This window comes from Nocardioides sp. NPDC051685, assembly GCF_044453405.1.
Classification (GTDB): Bacteria; Actinomycetota; Actinomycetes; order Propionibacteriales; family Nocardioidaceae; genus Nocardioides.
In genome coordinates this window covers 164,470-180,194 of record NZ_JBITCR010000001.1, presented here as the reverse complement: position 1 = coordinate 180,194, position 15,725 = coordinate 164,470, and the positions used below count along the sequence as shown (strand labels likewise).

Here is a 15,725-nt window from a genome sequence, read left to right as displayed (position 1 = left end):
TTCGTCATGGAAAGCCCGGTCGTCCCCCGCGACCCCAAGGAATTCAGCTGGTTGATCGACAACTTCGCCAGCTCCACCCCCGGTGTGACCCACGCGCTCATCGTCTCCTCCGACGGCCTCCCGCTGATCGGTGCCGGCGGGATGTCCGCCAACGTCGCCGACCCGCTCGCCGCGATGACCGCCGGCGTGATCAGCCTCGGCAACAACATCGCGCGCGAGGTGGGCGAGCCCGGCTGTGACCAGGTGATGCTCAAGTTCCACACCGGACACTTCCTCTTCATGGGCATCGGCGACCTCGCCGGCTTCGCCGTTCTCGTCGGCGCCGGCGCGAACCTGGGCGTCGTCGCCCACAAGATGGCCCAGATGGTCGACGCCGTCGGCCACGTACTCACCCCGCAGATGCGCGACGAGCTGCGTCAGATGACGGTCAGCTCGATGGCGGGGGAGCGGGCGTGAGCGTGGGTCAGAACCCATGGGTACGTCCCTATGTGCTCACCGGCGGTCGCACCAAGACCAAGCACCAGCTGTACGTGCACACGCTGGTCTCCGCGGCGCACTTCGATGCGCGCGCGGCTTCGAAGCTGACGCCGGAGTCACGCCGGCTCTACGACCGCGTACGTCTCGGACCGCAGTCGGTCGCGGAGCTGTCCGCGCACTGCGGGATCTCGCTCGGGGTGACGCGCGTGCTGCTCGAGGACCTGGCCTCGACCGAGCACCTGCAGATCAATGACGGGGCCTACGACTCCCCGTTCGACCACCGTTTGTTGAAGAGAGTTATCGATGGCCTTTCCGAGCTCGGCTGACCGCCCAGCCCTGACCGTCACCTCTGCCAAGATCGTGGTCGCGGGTGGTTTCGGTGTCGGGAAGTCGACCTTGGTCGCCTCGGTCTCCGAGATCCCCCCGGTCAACACCGAGGCCTGGATGACGCAGGCCGGTGAGTCGGTGGACCCGCTCTCGGACGCGAGCGCCAAGACGACCACGACGGTCGCGATGGACTTCGGTCGGGTCACCCTCGCCCCCGACTTGCTGCTCTACCTGTTCGGCACACCTGGGCAGCCCCGGTTCTGGCCGATGTGGGACGACCTGTGCCGTGGCGCCAGCGGTGCCGTCGTGCTCGTCGACACCCGTCAGCTCGATGCGTCCTTCCCGGCGGTCAACTACTTCGAGAACGACTCCGATGTCCCGTTCATCGTTGCGGTGAACCTCTTCGACGGGAAGCTGACCCACTCCCTGGAGAAGGTGCGCGACGCGCTCTGCCTCGACGAGCGGACACCCCTGGTGACCGTGGACGCTCGCGACCGCAGATCGACGGCCAAGACTCTCGTCGCCTGTCTCTCGCACACGATGAAGACCACCCCCACACGCGCCTGAGCCCGGAGGCGCCCCCACTCCGAAGGAGTTTCATTGCGCAAGATCCTGATCGTCGGTGCCGGACAGGCGGGCATGCAGCTCGCTCTCAGCCTCCAGGCCGAGGGCTATGAGGTGACGGTCATGTCGGCGCGTACGCCGGACGAGCTGCGCGACGGCTGGCCGACGTCGACACAGGTCATGTTCGACCCGGCCCTGGCCTACGAGCGCGCCTACGACCTGAACCTGTGGGAGGACGAGGCGCCACGCATCCCCGCGGTCGGCATCTCGGTCAGCCCGGAGCCCGGCGTCCGGGCCCTGAAGTTCGACGGCCCGTGGGAGCCGTACGCCATGTCCGTCGACCAGCGCCTGAAGATGTCCACCTGGCTGGAGCTGTTCGAGGACCGCGGTGGGCGGATCATCTACCACCCGGTGATGACCTCCGACCTGGCCGGCCTGGCGTCGATGTATGACCTGACCCTGATCGCGGCGGGCAAGGGCGAGATCGTCGAGCTGTTCGACCGCGACCCGGTCAGGTCCAAGTACGTCACCCCCGGCCGTGCGCTCTCGGCGATCTACCTCCACGGCATGGTCGAGCCCGACGACTTCCCGGCCGGGAGCATGCGGATCAACGTCGCGCCCGGGGTGGGGGAGCTGTTCGTGATCAGCGCCCTGACCCAGTTCGGGCCCAGCCGGGTCGCGTTCGTCGAGGCGATCCCGGACGGTCCCCTCGACTGTTTCTGGGACCGGCCCCGCCCCGACGAGCACCTGCGCCGGTTGCAGCACGTGATGCTCGAGCACATGCCGTGGGAGGGCGAGCTGATGCGCGACTGCGAGCCCACCGACGCCCGCGCCTCGCTCTCAGGCGCCTTCACCGGCACCATCCGCAAGCCGTATGCCGAGGTCGCCGACAACACCTTCGTCTTCGGCATGGGCGACGTCGTCGTGGTCAACGACCCGATCGCGGGTCAGGGCGCCAACAACGCCGCTCACTGCGCCGGCATCTACACCCAGGCGATCCTCGAGCGTGGCGACCAGCCGTTCGACGCGGAGTGGATGCAGGCGACGTTCGAGACGTTCTGGGAGACCCGCGCCCAGCACTCGACCGGCCTGACCGACGCGCTGCTCAACCCCTTGCCCGACCACGTGCAGCAGGTGCTGGGCGCGGCCACCCAGCACCAGGCGGTGGCGGACCGGTTCACTCGGCTGTTCCCGCACCCCGAGGACCTCGGACCGTTCCTCGGAGACCCGGAGACGGCCCTCGCGTACGTCGCGGAGGTCGCCGAGGCGGACGCGGCCGCCAGGGCTTGACGATTAGGGCATTGCTGTTCTAGGGGTCTAGGCTTGGTAGTCGGTCCAACGTGGGTCTGTCTCGTCGTGCCTCGCGGCTGCCCGAGGAGCGCGCTTCTGTGTGCTCGCGGGTGAGACATGCAGATGGCTTCACGAGGTCCACTCCGAGCATCGGAGAGGTTCCCGGACCGCCCATGGGTCATCCGATCCGTGGTTTGAACGGTAGATGACCGACCAACAGATTGCAGAGGGCATGCCGAAGAAAGAAGGCGTGATCGAGATCGAGGGCACCGTAGTGGAGGCCCTCCCCAACGCCATGTTCCGTGTGGAGCTGAGCAACGGACACAAGGTTCTCGCCCACATCAGCGGCAAGATGCGACAGCACTACATCCGGATCCTCCCCGAGGACCGCGTGGTGGTCGAGCTGTCCCCCTACGACCTGACGCGCGGTCGCATCGTCTACCGGTACAAGTAAGCCGGTCTAGACAAAGAAAGGGCTGACATGAAGGTCAACCCGAGCGTGAAGAAGATCTGTGACAAGTGCAAGGTGATCCGTCGCCACGGCCGCGTCATGGTGATCTGCGAGAACCCGCGCCACAAGCAGCGCCAAGGCTGAGGAGCGAGGTCAAACAGCGAGCTTGCTCGTCTGTTTGCGCCGAGCGACGAGGTCGTGCCGCCGAAGGCGGCCGGGCTGAGTCCCAGCTCGCAGCACAACTGAATACTTCATCGAGTCGCTAGGACGCAGGTCCGAAGTCACCTCCGGAGCAGAGGCCGGAGCCCGAGGGTGCCACCCCGGGACGCGACCCGACCGACACCTCTGACGCAACCAGAAGGAACACAATGGCACGCCTCCAAGGTGTTGACCTTCCGCGCGACAAGCGCGTGGAGATCGCTCTCACCTACATCTACGGCATCGGCCGTACCACCTCGCAGAAGCTCCTCGAGGCCACCGGCGTCGACCCGAACACCCGGGTGCACGCTCTGGCTGAGGACGAGCTGGTCAAGCTCCGTGACGAGATCGAGGCCCAGGGCATCCAGACCGAGGGTGACCTCCGTCGCGAGGTCCAGGCTGACATCCGTCGCAAGATCGAGATCGGCAGCTACCAGGGTCGCCGTCACCGCCAGGGCCTTCCGGTCCGCGGTCAGCGCACCAAGACCAACGCGCGCACCCGCAAGGGCCCGAAGCGCACCGTCGCCGGCAAGAAGAAGGCCAAGTGATCCGACGCGCTCTGCGCGTTGATCCGGCTTTCGCCTCGATCTCACAGACCAGCCAACACAGGAGTTAATGCATGCCTCCGAAGACCCGACAGGGTGCGACGAAGATCCGTCGCAAGGAGAAGAAGAACATCGCTCAGGGCGAGGCCCACATCAAGAGCACGTTCAACAACACGATCGTCACGATCACCGACCCGACCGGTGCGGTGATCTCGTGGGCCTCGGCCGGCACCGTCGGCTTCAAGGGCTCGCGTAAGTCCACCCCGTTCGCCGCTCAGATGGCCGCCGAGGCCGCTGGTCGCCGCGCGATGGACCACGGCATGAAGAAGATCGACGTCTTCGTCAAGGGCCCGGGCTCGGGCCGTGAGACCGCGATCCGTTCCCTGGGTGCGATCGGCCTCGAGGTCGGCACCATCCAGGACGTCACGCCGGCCCCGCACAACGGTTGCCGTCCGCCCAAGCGCCGCCGCGTTTGATCCCCACCGAGACATAGAAGGAGACTGAAGAGTAATGGCCCGTTACACCGGACCCATGACCCGCAAGTCGCGCCGTCTCGGTGTCGACCTTGTCGGCAACGACGCGGCGTTCGAGAAGCGCCCCTACCCTCCCGGCCAGCACGGCCGCGGCCGCATCAAGGAGAGCGAGTACCTCCTCCAGCTTCGTGAGAAGCAGAAGGCTCGCTTCACCTACGGCGTGATGGAGAAGCAGTTCGCTTCCTACTACGCCGAGGCCCACCGCCGCGACGGCAAGACCGGTGACAACCTGCTCCAGCTGCTCGAGGGCCGCCTGGACAACGTCGTCTACCGTGCCGGCTTCGCCCGCACCCGCCGCCAGGCCCGCCAGCTGGTCGTCCACGGCCACTTCCTGGTCAACGGCAAGAAGGTCAACGTGCCTTCGTTCCAGGTCTCGGCTCACGACGTCATCGACGTTCGCGAGAAGTCCCTGGAGATGACCCCGTTCATCGTGGCTCGCGAGACCCACGGCGAGCGCGTCGTCCCCGCGTGGATCGAGGCCGTGCCGTCGCGCATGCGCATCCTGATCCACCAGCTCCCGGTCCGGGCTCAGATCGACGTCCCGGTCCAGGAGCAGCTGATCGTCGAGTACTACTCGAAGCTCTGATCAGACCCACGCAGTAACCACGGTGAGTCCCCGGCGTTCAAACTTCACAGAAGACGTACGCCGGGGCCTTGCCGCCCCACAGCCTTCCGTCATCACCCCTTGAAGTTCGGGTCCGTCAAATAGCGGTCGGCCCGGAAAGGACAAATCAGTGCTTATCGCACAGCGCCCCACCCTGTCGGAAGAGTCCGTCGAGGAGTTCCGCTCCCGCTTCGTGATCGAGCCCCTCGAGCCGGGCTTCGGTTACACGCTGGGCAACTCTCTTCGCCGCACCCTGCTCTCCTCGATCCCCGGTGCGTCGGTCACCTCGATCAAGATCGACGGCGTTCTCCACGAGTTCTCGACCATCGAGGGCGTCAAGGAGGATGTCACCGAGATCATCCTCAACCTCAAGGGTCTGGTCGTCTCCTCCGAGCACGACGAGCCTGTCACCATGTACCTGCGCAAGTCCGGTGCCGGTGACGTCACCGCCGCCGACATCGCGCCGCCGGCCGGTGTCGAGGTGCACAACCCCGACCTGAAGATCGCGACGCTGTCCGACAAGGGCAAGATCGAGCTCGAGCTCGTCGTCGAGCGTGGCCGTGGCTACGTCTCCGCGGTCCAGAACAAGGGCGCCGAGAACGAGATCGGCCGCATCCCGGTCGACTCGATCTACTCGCCGGTCCTCAAGGTCAGCTACAAGGTCGAGGCCACTCGTGTCGAGCAGCGCACCGACTTCGACAAGCTCGTCATCGACGTCGAGACCAAGCCGTCGATCGCTCCCCGCGACGCGATCGCCTCGGCCGGTAAGACCCTGGTCGAGCTCTTCGGTCTGGCCCGCGAGCTGAACGTCGACGCCGAGGGCATCGACATCGGCCCGTCGCCGGTCGACGAGCAGCTCGCCGCCGACCTCGCCCTCCCGGTCGAGGACCTGCAGCTGACCGTTCGTTCCTACAACTGCCTCAAGCGCGAGGGCATCCACACCGTGGGTGAGCTCATCTCCCGCTCGGAGCAGGACCTGCTCGACATCCGCAACTTCGGCGCCAAGTCGATCGACGAGGTCAAGCTGAAGCTCCACGAGATGGGCCTGTCCCTCAAGGACAGCGCTCCGGGCTTCGACCCGTCCGCCGCCCTCGCTGCCTACGGCGACGATGACGACGACGCGTTCGTCGAGGACGAGCAGTACTGAGTTGTAGCGCCGGGCCAGGCGGCTCCGCCGCGGCCCGGCGTTAACCCATAAAGAAAATCGCCCGGATGGGCGTCTACCCCGGTACCTGATACGGCCGGAGAGAAGGAGCAGGCACGATGCCTACCCCGAAGAAGGGTGCCCGTTTCGGCGGTTCGCCCGCGCACCAGAAGCTGATCCTCTCGAACCTCGCCACCGCGCTGTTCGAGAACGGCCGCATCACCACCACCGAGGCCAAGGCCCGGCACCTCCGCCCCGTCGCGGAGAAGCTGATCACCAAGGCCAAGAAGGGTGACCTGCACAACCGTCGCGAGGTCCTCAAGACCATCCGCGACAAGTCCGTCGTGCACACCCTCTTCACCGAGATCGCCGAGCAGTTCGCGGAGCGTCCGGGTGGCTACACCCGGATCACCAAGATCGGTCCCCGCAAGGGCGACAACGCTCCGATGGCTGTGATCGAGCTCGTCAACGAGGCGTACGAGCCGAAGACCAAGGCTGCTCCGGCTGCCGCGGCTCCGGTTGCTGCTCCCGTCGAGGAGAAGGTCGAGGAGGCGCCGGTCGAGGAGACCGCTGCCGAGGAGACCACCGAGGCTGCTGCCGAGGAGGCTCCCGCTGCGGAGGCCACCGAGGACGAGGCCAAGGCCTGATCTGGTTCTGAACTGTGGCCCGTCACCCGCGAGGGTGGCGGGCCACTGTCATTTCCCGGAGCCCTGCTCGGTCCGGGCGAGCAGCCAGCAGATGACTCCGCCGACGACCAGGACCAGCGTCGTCGCGAGGGTGGTGAACGCGGACACGATCAGCATCACCGCGATGTTGTCGATGGACATGTCCGGCGTCAACGCGAGCGACAGCGACGCGTGCACGCCGATGAGCAGCAGATAGGTGACGGGGAGCCCGATGAGCCAACGGCGGCCGGTCCAGGCGGCGCATCCCCAGCCGGCCAGGAGCATCACGAGGAACAGCGGCCCGAGAAGACCGGCGACGGCGGCGTTGTAGAAGTCGAGCAGCTGGGGAAGGGCGTACCAGAGCCCAGAGCTCAACAGCCAGGAGAGCAGCGGCAGCACGATGCCCAGGAGCCGGCCCGTCGAGGTGCGGGCGATGTATGCCGCGCCCGCCGCCACCACGGCGTACAGCAGCGCGTTGAGCACGATCGTCGCGATCGTGGTGAGGTTCATGCTGGTCACCGAGCCGTCGAGGGCGTACGTCAGGACGAGGCCGGCCAGTGCGATCGCGAGCTGCAGGATCACCACTGCCACGATCACGACGATGGTGACGGCCCTGGTCGATCGAGGCGCCGCCCCGGTGACGTGGGTCGGCGGGAACGGCGACGGCGGAGGTGACGCGGCATAGCTCATGGCAGGCAGACTGCCCGATCAGCTGCCGGGGTGACCACCCCTTTCGGGTGAGCCGTCAGAGGCCGGCGAGAAACGCGGCGCCGTCGAGGCTGCCGGGCTCCGCGCCTGTAAGGGCGATGTCGTGGACCGCGCGCTGGATGGCCTCGTTCACGGGTGTCGGGACGCCGTGGAGGCGACCGAGCAGCACGATCTCGCCGGAGAGGTAGTCGATCTCGACGCCGGTGCCGCGGGCCAGGCTCTGCCAGGTCGAGCTGTTCTTGGCGCGGCCGCGGCCGGTGATGTGACCGGCTCGTCGGGTCCGGTCCTGGTCGGAGGTGGCGACGCTGATGCCGGCTACGGAGAGCGCGGCCTCCGCCTCGGCCAGGCAGCGGGCGTAGATCTCCTCGTCGCTGGGACCGGAAGCGATCGCCGCGTTGATGCCGTTGCCGAGGTTGTTGAGGAGCTTGCGGTGCTTCCACGCCATGATGTCGGCGCGCGGCTCGCTCAGGAACCCGGCTTTGACGAGGTCGTTGGCGATCGCGGTGGCGGTCTCGTCGACGCCGGTGGGGTAGCGGCCGATGTCGAGGATGCCGGGCTTGTTGCCGGAGTCCTGGACGACCGTTCCCGGGGTCAGGAAGGTGGCGGGGAGGACGACATGGATGGCGTACGTCCGGGCGAACCGCCGCAGGATCCGAGGCTCGTTCGCGACGCCGTTCTGCATGGCGACGACCGGCGTGCCGGCCGAGGCGTACGTCGCCAGGTCCTCGAGAGCGGCCTCGGTCTGCTGGCTCTTGACGCTGAGCAGAACGACGGTGTCCTCGGTCCAGGAGACCTGGCTCGCGTCCTCGACGGCCGGGACGTCGAGGGTCAGCACGCCGTCGGGGGTGTCGAGGGTGAGGCCGCCGTCCTGGATCGTGCGTAGGTGCTCGCCTCGGGCCACGAGGGTGACCTCGATCCCTGCCCTGTGCAGCAGTCCGCCCACGACGCCGCCGACCGCCCCTGCTCCGAAGATCACGTAGCGCATGCGCCGAGTCTGGCAAACGACGTGGTCGCTGCGAGAATGAGCCCGTGCGTATCAGGATCGACCTCGCCTACGACGGCACCGCGTTCCACGGCTGGGCGACCCAGCCGGGGCTGCGTACCGTCCAGGGAGAGCTGCAGGACGCGCTGGCGACCGCGCTGCGGGTTCCGGGGACGGGAGAGCGGTCCCAGGTGTGGGTGACGGTCGCCGGGCGCACGGACTCGGGCGTGCACGCCCGTGGCCAGGTGGCGCACTTCGACATCGACGCCGACGTGCTCGAGTCCTCGCGCGGACGCTCGGACCAGTCGCCGCTCGACGCGCTGGTGCGCCGGCTGAACGGCATCCTCCCGGCGGACCTGCGCGTCCGGGCCGCCGTCGAGGCACCGGAGGGTTTCAACGCCCGGTTCTCGGCGCTGTGGCGACGCTACGTCTACCGGATCGTCGACGACCCGGCGTACGTCGACCCGCTGCAGCGCGGGCACGTGCTCTACCGGACGCGGCCGCTCGACCTGTCGCTGATGAACGTCGCCTCCGCCGACCTCGTCGGGCTCAACGACTTCGCGACCTTCTGCAAGCCGCGCGAGGGCGCGACCACGATCCGCGACCTGCGCCAGCTCAGCTGGGAGCGGCGCCCCGACGGGATCATCGAGGCGACCGTCCTCGCCGACGCCTTCTGCCACTCGATGGTGAGGTCGCTGGTCGGGTGCCTGATGGTGATCGGGGAGGGCCGCAAGGACGTCACCTGGGCCAAGGAGTCGCTGGCCTCGCGGTCGCGGTCCTCGTCGATCCCGATCGCGCCGGCCAACGGTCTGACTCTCGAAGAGGTCGCCTACCCGCCCGACGAGATGCTGGCGGCCCAGCACGAACGCACCATGAACCGCAGAGAGGCGAGCGAGCTTGACCGGGACTGACGACGAGCACTACTTCTCCGCCGATCCCTCGGTGCCCTTCGAACGGATCCCCGTCGCGGCGACCGTGTGGGACATGGACCTGTCGCTCGTCTCGGGGTCGGGAGTCTTCGCCAAGGGCCGCCTGGACATCGGCACCTCGGTGCTGTTCAAGGAGACCGAGCCGCCGTCGCTGAAGCCGGGTGCGCGGGTCCTGGACCTCGGCTGTGGCTATGGCGTGATCGGCCTTGCCCTGGGGCTGGCGGTGCCGGAGGCGTACGTCACCGGGGTCGACGTCAACGAGCGCGCGGTCCTGCTGGCCAACGAGAACGCGGCGAAGCTGGGGCTGGGCGATCGCTACCGCGCCGCGGTTCCGGCCGAGATCGATCCCGAGGTGACGTACGACGAGATCTGGAGCAACCCGCCGATCCGGATCGGCAAGCAGGCCCTCCACGAGCTGCTCCTGACCTGGCTCCCGCGACTCGCTCCCGGCGGTCGTGCGGTCATGGTCGTCGGCAAGAACCTCGGCGGCGACTCGCTGCATCGCTGGCTCGGTGAGCAGGGGTTCCCGACCGAGCGGATCGGCAGCGCCAAGGGCTTCCGGGTCCTGGAGACCCGTCGCGCCTGAACGGTCCAGGTGCCGGTTTCCGCCCTCTCACGCGTCTCGGAGCCGGTCGCGTCGGGTGCGCTGCGAGACTCCGCTCATGACCAACCGTTCGATGACGACTGCCGCGCTGACGAACCGTCAGCGCCTGGCCCGCTCCTACCAGGCCTGGGGCGTCGCAGCGCTGGTGAGCCTGGTGACGGTGCTGCCTGTCTATCGTGCCGTCACGAGCTCAGGGCTCGAGCTGTCGCGGCTGGAGAGCGTGTCGGTGATGGTCGCGGTGGGGCTGGTCGGCCCGATGCTCGGGGCCTACCTGAGCGCGCGCGCCGGGCTGGGGCGGTTCTGCACCGGGGCCGCGTTCGTGATCATCGCGACCCCCATGACGAGCCTGCCGCTGCTGGCGATCCCGGCGTACGTCCTGGCGCCATGGATCGCCGTGGCGATCAGCGAGGAGCCGGCGCCACAGCACTGGAACGGCTGAGCGCTCAGGCCGGGACCGACTCCTTGGCCAGCCGGACGGGGAGGCGGTCGAGGCTGTAGACGACCGAGAGGTCGCGCCAGCCGAGGTCGCCGGGGTCGTCGGTGGCCATCGACAGCTCCGGGAAGCGCTTCGCGAGGCCGGTGAGGGCGGCGCGGAGCTCCATGCGGGCCAGCTCGGCGCCGACGCAGCGGTGCAGGCCGTGGCCGAAGGCGAAGTGCATGGTGTCGGCGTTGCGGAGGTCGAACTGCTCCGGCCTCGGCACGACCGCAGGGTCGCGGTTGGCGCCGGTGAGGCTGACCAGGACGACGGCGCCCTTCTTGACCGGCACGCCGAAGAGGTCGTGGTCCTCGCGGGCGAAGCGCGGGAACGCGATCTGCACGGGGCACAGGTAGCGGAGCAGCTCCTCGACCACCATGTCGACCTCGGCCTTGTCGCCCGAGCGGAGGATCTCGTACGCCTCGGGGTTCTGCATCAGGACATAGGCGCCCATGGAGAGCATCGAGGCGGAGGTCTCGTAGCCGCCGAGGAAGACGCCGTCGGCGAGGCCGCCGAGCTCGACGTCGTCGTACTCGGCGCCCTTGGTGCGGATGATCTCGCCGATCATGCCGTCGCCGGGGTCGGCGCGCTGCTGGCGGACCTGCTCGATGAGGAACGTCCGGGTCTCGGTGGCGGCCCCGAAGGCTCCGGCGCCACCCTCGGAGAGGTCGAAGCGGGCCATGCCGAGCTTGTGGAACTCGTCGCGTACTTCCTCGGGCATGCCCAGCAGCTCGCAGATCACCCGGAACGGGATCTCGAAGCCGAAACGCTGGACGAGATCGACCTCGGGGCCATGGGCCTCCATGTCGTCGAGGGCGTCGGTGACGATCCGGTCGATCATCTCGTTGAGCCGGCCGAGGCGGCGCATGGTGAACTCGGGGGTCAGCAGCCCGCGGAGCTTGGTGTGGTCGGGCGGGTCGGTCATGCCGAGGCCGCCGATGCCCTCGGCGTCGGTGCGCTTGCGGGTGCCGAGCAGGTGGCGCATGTCGTTGGAGTAGGCGTTCTTGTCAGCCAGGACGTGCTTCGACTCGGCATGGCCGGTGACCAGCACGATGTCGAGGCCGAGCACCGAGCCGAGCTTGGTGACCGGCGCCTGCTCGCGGCTCTCGGCGAGCAGCGGCACCGGGTCGACACCGTCACGGCGCAGCGGGAAGGTCAGGTGCTCGGGGATCTTGCGCAGCGTGGTGATGTCGGGGATCGGCGACTCCTTGCCCCGCATCGCGAACTGCAGGGCAAACTTGCGGACACGCTCGGTCAGCGGGCGCGTCATCGCCCGTCCAAAGGAACTCACCTGGGCAGCAATCGGCATGCGGCCAGTCTGGACCATCGTCAAACCAGGGTCATCAGGAATACCCCTGGTTTGACGATGTGTCTTGGATCACCCGTGGAGCACGGTCCGGAACAGCGCACACGTCTCCTCGATCGCGCGCTGCGCTGCCTGCGAGTGATGGCCCATGGCGAAGAAGCCGTGGATGAGCCCGTCGCAGTGGTGGTAGGTCGTCGGGACCCCCGAGCTCTCCAGCGCCTTGGCGTACGCGATGCCCTCGTCGCGCAGCGGGTCGAACTCCGCGGTCACCACGACCGCCGGCGCCAGACCGTCCAAGGAGCCCTTGATCGGGCTCAGCCGCGGGTCGGAGCGGTCGGCGTCGCCCACGTAGTGGTCCGAGAACCACTTCATGGTCGGCAGCTCGAGGAAGTAGCCGTGGCCGTTCTCCGCGTACGACGGGTAGCCGCTGGTCATGTCGATCCCCGGGTAGATCAGCAGCTGGCCCGCGAGCTCGCGTCCTTCGTCGCGGAAGGCCTGGGCGACCACGGCCGACAGGTTCCCGCCGGCGCTGTCGCCGGCGACCGCGACCCGGCCGTCACCACCGAGCGTCGCGGCGTTGTCGCCGACCCAGCGGGCGGCGGCCAGTGCGTCGTCGTAGGCCGCCGGGAAGGGGTGCTCGGGAGCGAGCCGGTAGTCGACCGCGACGACCACGGCGTCGCAGATGGTCGAGAGGTTGCGGGCCTGGTCCTCGTGGGTGTCGAGGTCGCCGACCACCCAGCCGCCGCCGTGGAACATCACGATCGTGGGCAGCGGGCCCTGCGTGGTGGGCCGGTAGATGCGTACGTCGAGGTCGCCTGCGGGCCCTGGGATGACCGCGGCCTCCACCGAGCCGACGGGTGGGAGTGGGATGCCCTCGCCCAACGCGCGGTAGAGCGCGCGTGCCGTCGGCGGATCGTAGGACTCCAGGGGCTGGCCCTTCGCGAAGAGGGTGAGCAGGTCAGCGATCTGGCTGTCGAGCGGAGGCATGGCGTCAGTCATATCGGTAATCGCCAAAATGTGTCGAGCGTCACGTTCTACTGATGGGACCGATCTGTCGGATGCGACCGGGAATAACCATTCGACACGGGTGCCAGACTGGAGGGCTGTGGGACATGTGGACGTTGCTGGAGTGCGGTTCCAGCTGCCGGACGGACGGGTGCTGCTCGACGACGTCTCCTTCCGGGTGGGAGAAGGCGCGAAGGTCGCCCTCGTCGGCGCCAACGGCGCCGGGAAGACGACGCTGCTGCGGATCGTCACCGGGGAGCTGACCCCCACGGCCGGGTCGGTGGTGCGCTCGGGCGGTCTCGGGGTGATGCGGCAGATGGTGGGCCGCGGGTCGTCGACGGTGGGGGAGCTGCTGCTCTCGGTGGCGCCCGCGCGGGTGCGCGAGGCGACGGCCGCCGTGGAGGCCTGCGAGCTGGAGCTGATGTCATCGGAGGACGAGCGGCTGCAGATGCGCTACGCCACCGCCCTGGCCGAGTACGCCGACGCCGGCGGCTACGACATCGAGGTCGTGTGGGACGTGTGCACCATGGCCGGCCTCGGGGTGCCCTACGACCGCGCCCGCTACCGCTCCCTGGACACCCTGTCCGGCGGTGAGCAGAAGCGGCTGGTGCTCGAATACCTGCTGCGCGGCCCCGACGAGGTGCTGTTGCTCGACGAGCCGGACAACTTCCTCGACGTGCCCGGAAAGATCTGGCTGGAGCAGCGCATCCGGGAGTCCCCGAAGACGATTCTCTACGTCAGCCACGACCGCGAGCTGCTGGGCAACACCGCGACCAGGGTGGTCACGGTCGAGCTCGGTGCGTCCGGCGCCGGCAACAGCACGTGGACGCATCCTGGTGGGTTCGCCTCCTACCACGAGGCCCGCAAGGACCGGTTCCTGCGGTTCGAGGAGCAGCGCCGTCGCTGGGACGAGGAGCACGCCAAGATCAAGGCGCTGGTCCTGCGGCTGAAGGTCAAGTCGGAGTACAACGACGGGATGTCCAGCCAGTACAAGGCGGCGCAGACACGGCTGCGGAAGTTCGAGGAGGCCGGGCCGCCGGTCGAGCAGCCACGGGAGCAGGCGGTGCAGATGCGGCTGCGCGGCGGGCGCACCGGCAAGCGGGCGGTGGTGTGCGAGGCGCTCGAGCTCACCGGACTGATGAGCCCGTTCGACCTGGAGGTCTGGTACGGCGAGCGGGTCGCCGTGCTCGGCTCCAACGGCTCAGGCAAGTCCCACTTCCTGCGGCTGCTCGCCCGCGGCGGCACCGACCCGGACGTGGAGCACCGCCCGGTCGAGGACACCCCCATCGAGCCGGTCCGCCACCGTGGGAAGGCCAAGCTCGGCGCCCGCGTGCGGCCGGGCTGGTTCGTGCAGACCCATGCCCATCCGGAGCTGGTGGGGCGTACGTTGCTCGACATCCTGCACCGCGGTGAGGCCACGCCTGACGGGCGAGGACGCACGGGCATGGGGCGCGAGGCCGCCTCACGCGTGCTCGACCGCTACGAGCTCGCGCACGCCGCGGAGCAGACCTTCGACTCGCTCTCGGGCGGGCAGCAGGCGCGCTTCCAGATCCTTCTGCTCGAGCTTTCCGGGGCCACGTTGCTGCTGCTCGACGAGCCGACCGACAACCTCGACGTCCAGTCCGCCGAGGCGCTCGAGGCGGGGCTGGAATCCTTCGAGGGCACCGTCGTCGCGGTCACCCACGACCGCTGGTTCGCCCGCGGCTTCGACCGGTTCCTGGTCTACGGCGCCAACGGCGATGTCTACGAGTCCCCGGAGCCGGTCTGGGACGAGACGAGAGTGGAGAGGTCACGATGAGCGACCTGGCGATCGAGCGGGTCGACCCGTTCGACGACGACGCCTTCGACGCCTGGTTCGACGTGATGACCGCGTCCTGGCTGGACGTACGCGGCCCCGACGCGGACCTGTGGGCCCGTGAGGAGCAGCGCGTCGAGCTGCAGCAGCGGAGCGAGAAGACCGACCGCCGTGCCTATCTCGGGCGCGTCGGCGGGGAGGCGGTTGCCGCCGCCTGGGTGGCGATGCCGCTGCTCGACAACCTCCACCGGGCGACCATCGTCGTCGCCGTGCTGCCCGGCCACCGGCGGCAGGGCCACGGCACCAGCCTGCTCGACCATGTCGAGGCGGAGACGCGCGCCCAGGGACGTACGTCGTTGACCGGTGAGGTCTGGTGGCCCTGGTCGCTCGGCTCCGGCGGCGAGGGTTCGCCGGGTCGCGACTTCGGGATCGCCCGGGGCTATGCGCCCGCCCTGGTGGAGGTACGCCGCTTGCTGAGGCTCCCGGTCGCGGACGACGTCCTCGACCGGCTGGCGGCGCAGGCCGCCGAACGCCACGGTGGCTACACGCTGCGCTCCTGGGCCGGCCGGGTGCCCGACGACATCGTGGAGAGCTGGGCGGTGCTCGACGCCAGCCTGGAGACCGAGGCGCCGACCGGCGACCTCGACGTCGAGGCGCTCGAGCCCGACGTGGCGCGGGTGCGCGAGACCGAGGAGCTGGTCGCGGCCCAGCAGCGGACTCTCTACCACTCGGTGGCACTCGACGCCGCCGGCAAGGTGGTGGCCTACACGGTGATCGGCTACTCGAGCCTGGACGGCAACAGCTACCAGTGGGGCACGCTGGTCGAGGCGGCCCACCGGGGTCATCGGCTCGGGCTGGCGGTGAAGGTCGCCAACCTCAGGCTGCTCCAGTCCGAACGCCCCGAGGTGCCGACCCTGACGACGTACAACGCCGAGGTCAACGCCCACATGATCCAGGTCAACGAGGCGATGGGCTTCGAGCCGGTCGAGTGGTTGTGCAGCATCCAGAAGCAGGTCTCCTGACCACGAGCGCCTCATCCCCGGTCAGCGACGGGGATGAGGCGCTGTGGTGTTGGCACCGTGTTGGCACCCCGCGACGCTGAGGCCCTGCGGACCCCAGCGTC

General features: G+C 68.7%; 20 protein-coding genes. 16 read left to right on the top strand and 4 right to left on the bottom strand.

Features of this window, described 5'->3' with window-relative positions:
- Positions 1 to 6: 6 nt before the first annotated feature.
- The 11 genes from ACIA03_RS00830 (at position 7) to rplQ (ending at position 6,780) form a co-directional block, all read left to right on the top strand.
- The gene (locus ACIA03_RS00830; RefSeq protein WP_091052410.1) at positions 7 to 456 is read left to right on the top strand and encodes a roadblock/LC7 domain-containing protein; all 450 of its coding nucleotides are present in this window, start codon (positions 7 to 9) and stop codon (positions 454 to 456) included.
- Positions 453 to 803 (top strand): DUF742 domain-containing protein, encoded by a 351-nt coding sequence (locus ACIA03_RS00825; RefSeq protein WP_396978332.1) that lies wholly within the window; start codon positions 453 to 455, stop codon positions 801 to 803. Before ACIA03_RS00830 ends, ACIA03_RS00825 begins: the two co-directional genes overlap by 4 nt.
- A gap of 34 nt (positions 804 to 837) precedes the next feature.
- The gene (locus ACIA03_RS00820) at positions 838 to 1,371 is read left to right on the top strand and encodes a GTP-binding protein (protein WP_396979868.1); all 534 of its coding nucleotides are present in this window, start codon (positions 838 to 840) and stop codon (positions 1,369 to 1,371) included.
- A 33-nt stretch (positions 1,372 to 1,404) separates the two neighbouring features.
- The gene (locus ACIA03_RS00815) at positions 1,405 to 2,658 is read left to right on the top strand and encodes a styrene monooxygenase/indole monooxygenase family protein (RefSeq protein ID WP_396978330.1); all 1,254 of its coding nucleotides are present in this window, start codon (positions 1,405 to 1,407) and stop codon (positions 2,656 to 2,658) included.
- Positions 2,659 to 2,890: 232 nt separating this feature from the next.
- Positions 2,891 to 3,112, top strand: a complete 222-nt coding sequence (infA, locus tag ACIA03_RS00810; protein WP_011757309.1) for a translation initiation factor IF-1 — start codon at positions 2,891 to 2,893, stop codon at positions 3,110 to 3,112.
- Positions 3,113 to 3,139: 27 nt separating this feature from the next.
- Positions 3,140 to 3,253, top strand: a complete 114-nt coding sequence (gene rpmJ / locus ACIA03_RS00805) for a 50S ribosomal protein L36 (protein ID WP_008361054.1) — start codon at positions 3,140 to 3,142, stop codon at positions 3,251 to 3,253.
- Between the two features lie 224 nt (positions 3,254 to 3,477).
- Positions 3,478 to 3,855 carry a 30S ribosomal protein S13 gene (rpsM, locus tag ACIA03_RS00800; RefSeq protein WP_141795144.1) on the top strand — a complete coding sequence of 126 codons (378 nt, stop codon included), beginning with the start codon at positions 3,478 to 3,480 and terminating at the stop codon, positions 3,853 to 3,855.
- A 71-nt stretch (positions 3,856 to 3,926) separates the two neighbouring features.
- Positions 3,927 to 4,328 carry a 30S ribosomal protein S11 gene (gene rpsK, locus ACIA03_RS00795; RefSeq protein WP_141795145.1) on the top strand — a complete coding sequence of 134 codons (402 nt, stop codon included), beginning with the start codon at positions 3,927 to 3,929 and terminating at the stop codon, positions 4,326 to 4,328.
- 34 nt (positions 4,329 to 4,362) lie between these two features.
- The gene (rpsD, locus tag ACIA03_RS00790) at positions 4,363 to 4,971 is read left to right on the top strand and encodes a 30S ribosomal protein S4 (protein WP_045550327.1); all 609 of its coding nucleotides are present in this window, start codon (positions 4,363 to 4,365) and stop codon (positions 4,969 to 4,971) included.
- Between the two features lie 148 nt (positions 4,972 to 5,119).
- Positions 5,120 to 6,136: a DNA-directed RNA polymerase subunit alpha gene (locus tag ACIA03_RS00785; RefSeq protein ID WP_008361061.1), complete on the top strand. Its 1,017-nt coding sequence runs from the start codon at positions 5,120 to 5,122 to the stop codon at positions 6,134 to 6,136.
- Positions 6,137 to 6,252: 116 nt separating this feature from the next.
- The gene (gene rplQ, locus ACIA03_RS00780; protein WP_396978326.1) at positions 6,253 to 6,780 is read left to right on the top strand and encodes a 50S ribosomal protein L17; all 528 of its coding nucleotides are present in this window, start codon (positions 6,253 to 6,255) and stop codon (positions 6,778 to 6,780) included.
- A gap of 48 nt (positions 6,781 to 6,828) precedes the next feature.
- On the opposite strand, the gene ACIA03_RS00775 is transcribed toward rplQ, so the two are convergent.
- Positions 6,829 to 7,488 (bottom strand): hypothetical protein, encoded by a 660-nt coding sequence (locus ACIA03_RS00775; protein WP_396978324.1) that lies wholly within the window; start codon positions 7,486 to 7,488, stop codon positions 6,829 to 6,831.
- Between the two features lie 55 nt (positions 7,489 to 7,543).
- Entirely contained in the window at positions 7,544 to 8,491 is a 948-nt protein-coding gene (locus tag ACIA03_RS00770; RefSeq protein WP_396978322.1) for a ketopantoate reductase family protein, read from the bottom strand.
- Positions 8,492 to 8,535: 44 nt separating this feature from the next.
- Here ACIA03_RS00770 and truA point away from each other — a divergent pair, with 44 nt between their 5' ends.
- The 3 genes from truA to ACIA03_RS00755 all read left to right on the top strand — a co-directional run bounded on the left by truA (position 8,536) and on the right by ACIA03_RS00755 (position 10,460).
- Complete coding sequence (truA, locus tag ACIA03_RS00765) at positions 8,536 to 9,399, top strand: tRNA pseudouridine(38-40) synthase TruA (protein ID WP_396978320.1); 864 nt, start codon at positions 8,536 to 8,538, stop codon at positions 9,397 to 9,399.
- Positions 9,386 to 10,003, top strand: coding sequence for a class I SAM-dependent methyltransferase (locus ACIA03_RS00760; RefSeq protein WP_396978318.1), 618 nt, complete (start codon positions 9,386 to 9,388; stop codon positions 10,001 to 10,003). Before truA ends, ACIA03_RS00760 begins: the two co-directional genes overlap by 14 nt.
- A gap of 76 nt (positions 10,004 to 10,079) precedes the next feature.
- Entirely contained in the window at positions 10,080 to 10,460 is a 381-nt protein-coding gene (locus ACIA03_RS00755) for a hypothetical protein (RefSeq protein ID WP_396978316.1), read from the top strand.
- A gap of 4 nt (positions 10,461 to 10,464) precedes the next feature.
- Here ACIA03_RS00755 and ACIA03_RS00750 read toward each other — a convergent pair whose 3' ends face one another.
- Complete coding sequence (locus ACIA03_RS00750) at positions 10,465 to 11,805, bottom strand: cytochrome P450 (RefSeq protein WP_396978314.1); 1,341 nt, start codon at positions 11,803 to 11,805, stop codon at positions 10,465 to 10,467.
- A 69-nt stretch (positions 11,806 to 11,874) separates the two neighbouring features.
- Positions 11,875 to 12,789: an alpha/beta hydrolase gene (locus ACIA03_RS00745; RefSeq protein WP_396978312.1), complete on the bottom strand. Its 915-nt coding sequence runs from the start codon at positions 12,787 to 12,789 to the stop codon at positions 11,875 to 11,877.
- A gap of 118 nt (positions 12,790 to 12,907) precedes the next feature.
- Here ACIA03_RS00745 and ACIA03_RS00740 point away from each other — a divergent pair, with 118 nt between their 5' ends.
- Positions 12,908 to 14,605, top strand: a complete 1,698-nt coding sequence (locus tag ACIA03_RS00740) for an ABC-F family ATP-binding cassette domain-containing protein (protein WP_396978310.1) — start codon at positions 12,908 to 12,910, stop codon at positions 14,603 to 14,605.
- The gene (locus tag ACIA03_RS00735; protein WP_396978308.1) at positions 14,602 to 15,624 is read left to right on the top strand and encodes a GNAT family N-acetyltransferase; all 1,023 of its coding nucleotides are present in this window, start codon (positions 14,602 to 14,604) and stop codon (positions 15,622 to 15,624) included. Before ACIA03_RS00740 ends, ACIA03_RS00735 begins: the two co-directional genes overlap by 4 nt.
- The last annotated feature ends 101 nt before the right edge of the window (positions 15,625 to 15,725 follow it).

What these genes read in the sequence shown, in the direction of transcription:
- ACIA03_RS00745 (WP_396978312.1), bottom strand. Translation starts at nt 12,789, where the DNA reads ATGCCTCCGCTCGACAGCCAGATCGCTGACCTGCTCACCCTCTTCGCG.
- ACIA03_RS00775 (WP_396978324.1), bottom strand. Translation starts at nt 7,488, where the DNA reads ATGAGCTATGCCGCGTCACCTCCGCCGTCGCCGTTCCCGCCGACCCAC.
- rpsK (WP_141795145.1), top strand. Translation starts at nt 3,927, where the DNA reads ATGCCTCCGAAGACCCGACAGGGTGCGACGAAGATCCGTCGCAAGGAG.
- ACIA03_RS00750 (WP_396978314.1), bottom strand. Translation starts at nt 11,805, where the DNA reads ATGCCGATTGCTGCCCAGGTGAGTTCCTTTGGACGGGCGATGACGCGC.
- rpsD (WP_045550327.1), top strand. Translation starts at nt 4,363, where the DNA reads ATGGCCCGTTACACCGGACCCATGACCCGCAAGTCGCGCCGTCTCGGT.
- rpsM (WP_141795144.1), top strand. Translation starts at nt 3,478, where the DNA reads ATGGCACGCCTCCAAGGTGTTGACCTTCCGCGCGACAAGCGCGTGGAG.
- ACIA03_RS00755 (WP_396978316.1), top strand. Translation starts at nt 10,080, where the DNA reads ATGACCAACCGTTCGATGACGACTGCCGCGCTGACGAACCGTCAGCGC.
- rplQ (WP_396978326.1), top strand. Translation starts at nt 6,253, where the DNA reads ATGCCTACCCCGAAGAAGGGTGCCCGTTTCGGCGGTTCGCCCGCGCAC.
- ACIA03_RS00735 (WP_396978308.1), top strand. Translation starts at nt 14,602, where the DNA reads ATGAGCGACCTGGCGATCGAGCGGGTCGACCCGTTCGACGACGACGCC.
- ACIA03_RS00770 (WP_396978322.1), bottom strand. Translation starts at nt 8,491, where the DNA reads ATGCGCTACGTGATCTTCGGAGCAGGGGCGGTCGGCGGCGTCGTGGGC.
- ACIA03_RS00830 (WP_091052410.1), top strand. Translation starts at nt 7, where the DNA reads ATGGAAAGCCCGGTCGTCCCCCGCGACCCCAAGGAATTCAGCTGGTTG.
- rpmJ (WP_008361054.1), top strand. Translation starts at nt 3,140, where the DNA reads ATGAAGGTCAACCCGAGCGTGAAGAAGATCTGTGACAAGTGCAAGGTG.
- infA (WP_011757309.1), top strand. Translation starts at nt 2,891, where the DNA reads ATGCCGAAGAAAGAAGGCGTGATCGAGATCGAGGGCACCGTAGTGGAG.